This window comes from Vibrio sp. V03_P4A6T147 (assembly GCF_002241085.1).
Taxonomy (GTDB): Bacteria; Pseudomonadota; Gammaproteobacteria; order Enterobacterales; family Vibrionaceae; genus Vibrio; species Vibrio anguillarum.
Genome location: NZ_NDIO01000310.1, coordinates 1 through 7243, shown reverse-complemented (window position 1 = coordinate 7243; position 7243 = coordinate 1). Strand labels below are relative to the sequence as shown.

Annotated in this window: 7 protein-coding genes; all 7 read left to right on the top strand. The window is 43.5% G+C overall.

Annotation, left to right across the window (positions count from 1 at the left end):
- The first annotated feature begins 200 nt into the window (after positions 1–200).
- Positions 201–1373, top strand: a complete 1173-nt coding sequence (locus tag B9J84_RS12075) for a methyl-accepting chemotaxis protein (protein ID WP_013856758.1) — start codon at positions 201–203, stop codon at positions 1371–1373.
- A 17-nt stretch (positions 1374–1390) separates the two neighbouring features.
- Positions 1391–1774, top strand: a complete 384-nt coding sequence (locus B9J84_RS12070; protein ID WP_013856759.1) for a response regulator — start codon at positions 1391–1393, stop codon at positions 1772–1774.
- 9 nt (positions 1775–1783) lie between these two features.
- Complete coding sequence (locus tag B9J84_RS12065) at positions 1784–2095, top strand: lipid asymmetry maintenance protein MlaB (protein WP_013856760.1); 312 nt, start codon at positions 1784–1786, stop codon at positions 2093–2095.
- 17 nt (positions 2096–2112) lie between these two features.
- Positions 2113–4308 (top strand): chemotaxis protein CheA, encoded by a 2196-nt coding sequence (locus B9J84_RS12060; RefSeq protein ID WP_094124228.1) that lies wholly within the window; start codon positions 2113–2115, stop codon positions 4306–4308.
- A 35-nt stretch (positions 4309–4343) separates the two neighbouring features.
- Positions 4344–5963 (top strand): methyl-accepting chemotaxis protein, encoded by a 1620-nt coding sequence (locus B9J84_RS12055; protein ID WP_094124227.1) that lies wholly within the window; start codon positions 4344–4346, stop codon positions 5961–5963.
- A gap of 15 nt (positions 5964–5978) precedes the next feature.
- Positions 5979–6527, top strand: coding sequence for a chemotaxis protein CheW (locus B9J84_RS12050; RefSeq protein WP_231564188.1), 549 nt, complete (start codon positions 5979–5981; stop codon positions 6525–6527).
- Positions 6511–7243, top strand: a 733-nt coding sequence (locus tag B9J84_RS12045; RefSeq protein ID WP_094124226.1) for a protein-glutamate O-methyltransferase CheR, incomplete at its 3' end; no start/stop codon positions are given. The genes B9J84_RS12050 and B9J84_RS12045, both read left to right, overlap by 17 nt.

Below are 7243 nucleotides of genomic sequence, written 5' to 3'. Positions count from 1 at the left end.
AGTCAATCGTTACTCTGACTGATAAGAGTGGACTGTTTAAAATTACCTAACACAACAAAAGTAAAATTACATCTACCGACTACATTGCAGATTCCTCCAAGCTTTCCTATCTTTAGTTATGAGCTCTAGGCGTTGCATAACAACTTCTTACATAACGTCATAGCTTTCGTCAGTGTTTTATGGCTAAAGGATAATAAATCATGCTCCTCATTAGGCTGGTACGTGTTTACGTGCCCTTAGTGCTATTGTCGATAGTTGCTCTTATGCCGCAGCCAACACATTTTGGTGTTTGGGCTCTATTATTTGTTACTTTTGCTAGTGTTAGCTATGCAATTTGGAATTACGAATCCTTCATTTCCCAAGTCAAAGCTCAAAAAAAGACGATTGAACACCTTTCTCAAACACAAGAGATCCAACTGGATGGATATCATTCTTTAGAGCCTCTCTTTGCTCAATCTCTGCCAGTGTGGTCTCGTCATATTGATTTAGCCAATGTGCAACTTACCGATTCTGTTACTCAACTGAGCCAGCAATTTGGTGATCTTGTCACGCAGCTTTCACAAGCACTCTCCTTCTCGCAAGGTTCAACCTTAAAAGATGAGCGCAATTTAATGAGCGAAATTGAGCGTTGTCGAGCCATGCTTTCTAAAGCGGTTGATGAGCTTAGAGAAAGCCAAAAGACAAGAGAGCATATGCTTGATGAAATGCGCAGCCTTGATCAATACACAGTCGATTTAAAAAAAATGGCAACCGATGTGGTGGGCATTGCTGAAAAAACCAACTTATTAGCACTTAATGCTGCCATTGAGTCAGCCAGAGCGGGAGAGGCCGGTCGAGGTTTTGCAGTGGTGGCCGATGAAGTGCGTAACCTTTCACAGCGTTCAAGGGAGATCGCTAGCAGCATGACGGAGAAAGTGAACGTTGTCAGTGATGCGATTAATACTACATTTAAGACGGCTGAAATGGCTATTGCGGCTGAGAGTGAACAAATGGAACAAACCGAGCAGCGTATCGATTATGTCATTAACCACTTCCAAGATATGGCACAAACCTTACAGCAACAGTCTGAGCGGTTAAAAGAAGATGCATTTTCGGTGAAGGAAACAATCAGTAGTGTGATTGTGAAATTGCAATTTCAAGACCGAGTAAGCCAAATATTAGAGCAAATCAGCACCAATCTCAAAGAACTCAGTGACTCATTAGAGCTGCTCAAACAAGACAGCAATCATGCGATCGCAGGCGAATTATCCCCGCAAAAATGGCTGGAAAAAATGACCAAGAACTACACCATGATAGAACAACATGAAAGCCACAAAGGCAAGGTTACTGAGGTGAAAAGCAAGGTGACTAGCACGGACATTACTTTCTTTTGAGAACCGTAAATGAATAAATGAGGAACTCTGTGATGAACAAAACGGTACTTGTTGTAGATGATTCGGCTTCAATTCGGCAGGTTGTGAGTATGACCTTAAAAGGAGCAGGCTATCAGACGATCGAAGCTCATGATGGTAAAGATGCATTATCCAAATTGGCCGGGAATCGTGTTCATTTGGTCATCAGCGACGTAAATATGCCGAATATGGATGGCATTACCTTACTTAAAGAGCTGAAGCAAAGGCCAGACACAAAATTTACGCCGGTGATTATGCTCACAACTGAATCTGAGGCATCGAAGAAAGAACAGGGTCGTGCTGCGGGTGCGAAAGCTTGGGTTGTAAAACCCTTTGCACCTGAACAGATGCTTGCCGCCGTAGCAAAACTGATCCAAGCCTAAGGGGGGATTATGCTGACTCCACACCAAACCGATGAGCAATTAATGTTAAAACTTGACGGTGAACTGACGATTTATGAGGCTCGAAATTTGTTTGAGCAGCTGACCCCTTTTGTGTCTCATAGCGAGAAGATCGCCATTGAACTTTCCCAAGTCACTGCTCTGGACAGCAGTTGCGTACAAGTATTGATGGCATTTAAAAAAGCAAGAATAGAACAGGGATGTGAACTGATTCATCATAGTGAAGTCGTGGTGGATGTGCTGGGTAAACTGGGGCTAGTGGGATGGTTTCATGACCCTATCGTTCTTTCGAGTTCACAATAAGACAAAGTGACAAGCTAATGACGAAGCCCCAGGGAGATACTATGGACGAAATGATGGCTGCGGCGCTCCAAACTTATTTTAATGAGAGTAGGGAGTTGCTTGAAGGGATGGAATCTGACCTTCTTGAACTGGATAGCGGGAATCTTGATGGCTTAAATGAGCGATTAAACGCAATTTTCCGAGCAGCGCATACTGTAAAAGGCTCAGCAGGGATATTTAACTTAAATGAGATCGTTCGTTTTACTCATAAAGTAGAAAGCTTGCTTGATTTATTGCGCTCAGAACAACTTAAGTTGCATGAAAAGCATATTTCCTTGTTGCTTGAGTGCCGCGATCACATGGTGAACTTGATTGATGATGCTCAAACGGGGCAAGAGTCATCAGAAAATGACGTTACCGGACAGCGCTTAGGGGCCCGATTGTCTGAGTTTTTAGGTCAATCTGAACCAGAAAGTCATTCACCAACCACGGAATCTGAACCTGATCACACCGCACTCGATAATTTCTGCTGGCATATCTCTTTAACTTTCCCGCTTCATGCATTCCAAGATGGTATGGATCCGCTCTCTTTTCTTTCTTATTTAACTACGCTGGGAGAGGTTATTTATATCGAGGCGGTCGACCGAAAATTACCTGATTGGCACAACTTTGATCCGGAATGTTGTTATTTGGGTTTTGAACTGCGTTTCTATTCGCCGGCATCTAAACAACAAATCGAAGACGTGTTTGAATTCATTCGTGAAGAAGGTGACGTTCGCATCTTTCCACCCAGTGCCAAAGTGGGTGACTTCATTGAGCACATTCAATCAATGCCCGATGAAAATTATAGAATTGGCGAAATATTAGTTCGTTGTGGCGCGCTCACTGAGACTGAATTGAAGCGTGCATTGCAGCAACAAAGTGAGCGGCGAGAAGCGAGTTCGGACGCGATACCCATAGGCGAAATTATCACTCAGGCTGATGCTCAATTAGCACCCGTACTCAATGCGGCGGTCGATAAACAAAGTAAAGCCCGAGAGGCGCTAACCAAAGAGCAAAAAAGCTTGCGAGTGGATGCTGAAAAGTTAGATACCTTAATTAATTTAGTCGGGGAATTGGTCACCGCAGGTGCCGGCAGTGCATTACAGGCGGAGCTAATTGGCGAAAATGTAATGATTGAATCTGTTGCACGGCTCAATGGCCTTCTCGAAGAAGTCAGAGACGCGGCACTACAGCTTAGAATGGTGGCTATCGGTGCGACATTTGCCCGTTTTCAACGCGTTGTTCGTGATATGGCGAAGGAGCTAAACAAAAGTATCCATCTTACGATTACCGGTGCGGATACCGAATTAGATAAATCAGTGATTGAAAAAATTGGCGATCCTTTAATGCATTTAGTGCGCAATGCGATTGACCACGGCATTGAAACAGAGGAAGAGCGTGTCGCAAATGGTAAACCTTCTCACGGCACCATCACGCTCAATGCTTACCATGACTCAGGCAATATAGTGATCGATGTGAGCGATGACGGAAAAGGGCTCAACAGCGAAAAATTGCGCGCAAAAGCGATTGAAAAAGGGCTACTTGATGAAAACCAACTCGTGAGCGATGACGAGATTTTTCAGCTCATTTTTGAGCCCGGCTTTTCAACGGCCCAGCAGGTTTCCAATATTTCAGGACGCGGTGTCGGTATGGACGTAGTGAAGCGAAATATTACTGATTTGCGAGGTCGAGTAGAGATTCACAGCCTACTTAATCGAGGAACAACTATCCGGATTGTATTGCCGCTCACACTCGCGATCATTGATGGTTTCTTAATTGAAGTGAGTAGCGAAACCTTCGTTGTGCCATTGGATGCCGTTCAAGAATGCGTCGAACTTGATGACCAGTGGCTCAAAGATGGCCAAGGCAAACCTTATATTAATCTCAGGGGACAAGTGCTGCCTTTAATTGATTTAAGAGTGCAATTTAACCTCACTGCGCGTCGCTCAAAACGCCAAAATGTGGTGGTGGTCAGTAGTGCGGGGCAAAGTGCTGGTTTGATCGTGGATAATTTGTTGGGGGAATTACAAACCGTAATTAAGCCACTTGGGCCGATTTTTTCACGGGTTAAAGGAATCAGCGGTTCGACTATTTTGGGCAGCGGGGATATTGCTCTTATCTTAGATATCGCCAGTTTATCGCAACATATTATAAAGGAAGAGTCGAAGCATCGCTTATTGGCAATGCACTAACTTGGCTCAATTACATCGTCAGAAAGGAATAGGCTATGTTTAAAAATATTTCAGTTAAATTCAAACTAAGTATGCTAGTTGGCATCTTAAGTTTGTTACTCATTGTAGTCGGATCACTCGGGCTTTATGGCATGCAAAAAACACTGCATGGGCTAGAAACGGTCTACTATGACCGAACCGTACCAGCACTGTCTATCGGTGACATTAAATCTCGTCTTCTGAGCAATCGTATAGCGCTGGCTTTCTCACAACTGTACCCAGAAGCGGATATTATTCGTGCTCAGATTGAGACGGTTGAGAACCACCTCAAAGTGATTGATGACAAATGGGGCAAATACAAGTTAACTAAATTAACCAAGGAGGAGGCTGAATTAGCAACACAATTTGAAGAACAAAATAAAGTCTTTGTTGAGCAAGCTCTACAGCCCACCATTGATGCTTTGCGACGTTTAGACATTGATGAAGCGACTCGCCTTGCGGTTGATAAAGTACGCCCACTCTATGTACCCGTTGAAAAAACAGTAAATGCATTAATTCAGCTGCAATCTAATGAAGCGCAGAATGTTTATAACCATGAGGTTGAGCTTTATGACAACCTACAAATGATAGCCATTGGATCAATTATATTGGGGCTACTGTTTGGTATTGGATTTGCGGTTACCTTGATCCGCGGGATCTGTAATCCTTTAGAGCAAGCAGTGTCGCTGGCTAACCGACTCGCTGTGGGTGATTTAACAGGTAAAATTGAAGCGACGTCAGGCGATGAATTAGGTCGCTTGCTTGAAGCCATGCAAAAAATGGTGGCCAAGTTGTCAGACATCGTAGGTGAAGTGAATAGCTCAAGTAATGCATTGGCTTCGGCATCCGAAGAAGTTTCAGCTACCGCTCAGAACTTAAGTCAAGGGGCGAGCGAACAAGCGGCCAGTGTTGAACAAACTACCTCGTCGGTAGAGCAGATGTCAGCCTCAATCGCGCAAAACACTGAAAATGCGAAAGTGACCGATAGCATGGCAGGTAAAGCGGCTAAAGAAGCGAAAGAAGGTGGAGAAGCGGTAGCTAAAACCGTGTTAGCGATGAAATCGATAGCTGAGAAAATTGGTATTATTGATGATATCGCTTATCAAACTAACTTACTTGCGCTCAACGCCGCAATCGAAGCTGCTAGAGCTGGCGAGCATGGTAAAGGTTTTGCAGTGGTGGCTGCAGAAGTCCGAAAATTGGCAGAGCGCAGTCAGGTTGCTTCTCAAGAAATTGGTGAGGTCGCTAAAAATAGCGTTGGTTTAGCGGAACAAGCCGGAAAACTGCTGGATGAAATGGTGCCTTCTATTCAAAGAACATCCGATTTAGTACAAGAGATCAACGCAGCTTCAATGGAACAAGCAACCGGAGCAACACAAATTAACCAAGCGATGGAACAGCTCAACAGTATCACGCAACAAAGTGCTTCCGCATCAGAAGAGCTTGCGTCGACCTCTGAAGAGATGAGCAGCCAAGCACAGCAGCTCCAGCAACTAATGACCTTCTTCAAAACAGAAAATAATCGCCGTGAAGCAGTAAATAAATCTTCAGTTCACCACGAGCAGCAACGCCCTAAACAGAAGAAAGATGTTGAGTTTGTCTCTATGGACGATGAACCTGAGTATGTGCGCTTTTAGTGGCTGGAGGTGAATGTGGCTAATCTTATCCCGGTTGAGGCTAACTCGATGATATTGGCTAAGTCCAATACAGAATTAGCACAAGATCAACAGTACTTAACATTTCAGCTCAATGGTGAAATGTACGCCTTTGCGATTTTGCATGTTAAGGAAATATTAGAGTATGGCAAAGTAACTCAGGTGCCAATGATGCCTGACTACATTCAAGGCATTATTAACTTGCGTGGTGAAGTGGTACCTGTCGTCAATCTAGCTCGGCGTTTTTATCTTAAACCGCAAGAAGTGAATAAAAAGACTTGTGTTGTCATTATCGAAGTGACGAATGAAGAACAGCGTCAAGACCTAGGTGTTATGGTTGACAGTGTTTCTGAAGTCATTGAAATATCAGGTAAGTTTATGAGACCTGCCCCTAATTTTGGTACCAAGATCCGGACCGAATTTATTTGTGGTATGGCTCAATTCGATGAAGAGTTTGTCATTATTTTAGCGGAGGATAAAGTCCTATCTGTTGAAGAGTTGGCCATGATGGAACAGGTCAAAGAGCAGAATGAACTTGCAAGTTAAGCACAAATCTCAGCAACTTGGAAATTCAGCCATGGAGCAAATGTCCATCATCAGTGATGCAGACTTTGAGTTGTATCGTGGCTGGATATATCAATCTGCAGGTATCGCACTAACACCCAGTAAGAAAGCGTTGGTGGTTGGGCGTCTAAGCGGGCGCTTAAGAGAGCTCGGTATAAGTTCATATCGGGACTATTTTGAGTATTTGACGAAATTTAGCGATCAGCAAGTACGTAAACTTGAACAGCAACGAGCCATCAATTTGCTGACCACCAATGAAACGTACTTTTTCAGAGAAGAGGCCCATTTTGCTTATATCCAGCACCATCTCTTCACTGTATGGGGGAAAAAACAGATCCGTTGCTGGAGCGCAGCAAGCTCGACAGGTGAAGAGGCTTATTCTCTGGCAATGTTATTAGACAGCCGTTACCAAGGAGAATGGCAAATAGTTGGTACCGATATCAATAGTCAAGTGTTGCAAATTGCATCACAAGGTATTTATCCGATGCTACGCCATGAACATATACCGAAAGCCTATCTCAAGACGTATTGCCGAAAAGGCATTGATACCAAGCATGACACATTGAAAATTGTTAATTCATTAAGGAAAAAAGTAAAATTCGGATTAGCGAACTTACAAAATCAGTTGGATGAACTTGGTCACTTTGATCTTATTTTTTTACGTAATGTTATGATTTATTTTGATCAAAATACCAAAC

Excerpts from the sequence above, each read along its gene's own strand:
- B9J84_RS12070 (WP_013856759.1), top strand. The coding sequence starts at position 1,391 with ATGAGGAACTCTGTGATGAACAAAACGGTACTTGTTGTAGATGATTCG.
- B9J84_RS12065 (WP_013856760.1), top strand. The coding sequence starts at position 1,784 with ATGCTGACTCCACACCAAACCGATGAGCAATTAATGTTAAAACTTGAC.
- B9J84_RS12055 (WP_094124227.1), top strand. The coding sequence starts at position 4,344 with ATGTTTAAAAATATTTCAGTTAAATTCAAACTAAGTATGCTAGTTGGC.
- B9J84_RS12060 (WP_094124228.1), top strand. The coding sequence starts at position 2,113 with ATGACGAAGCCCCAGGGAGATACTATGGACGAAATGATGGCTGCGGCG.
- B9J84_RS12075 (WP_013856758.1), top strand. The coding sequence starts at position 201 with ATGCTCCTCATTAGGCTGGTACGTGTTTACGTGCCCTTAGTGCTATTG.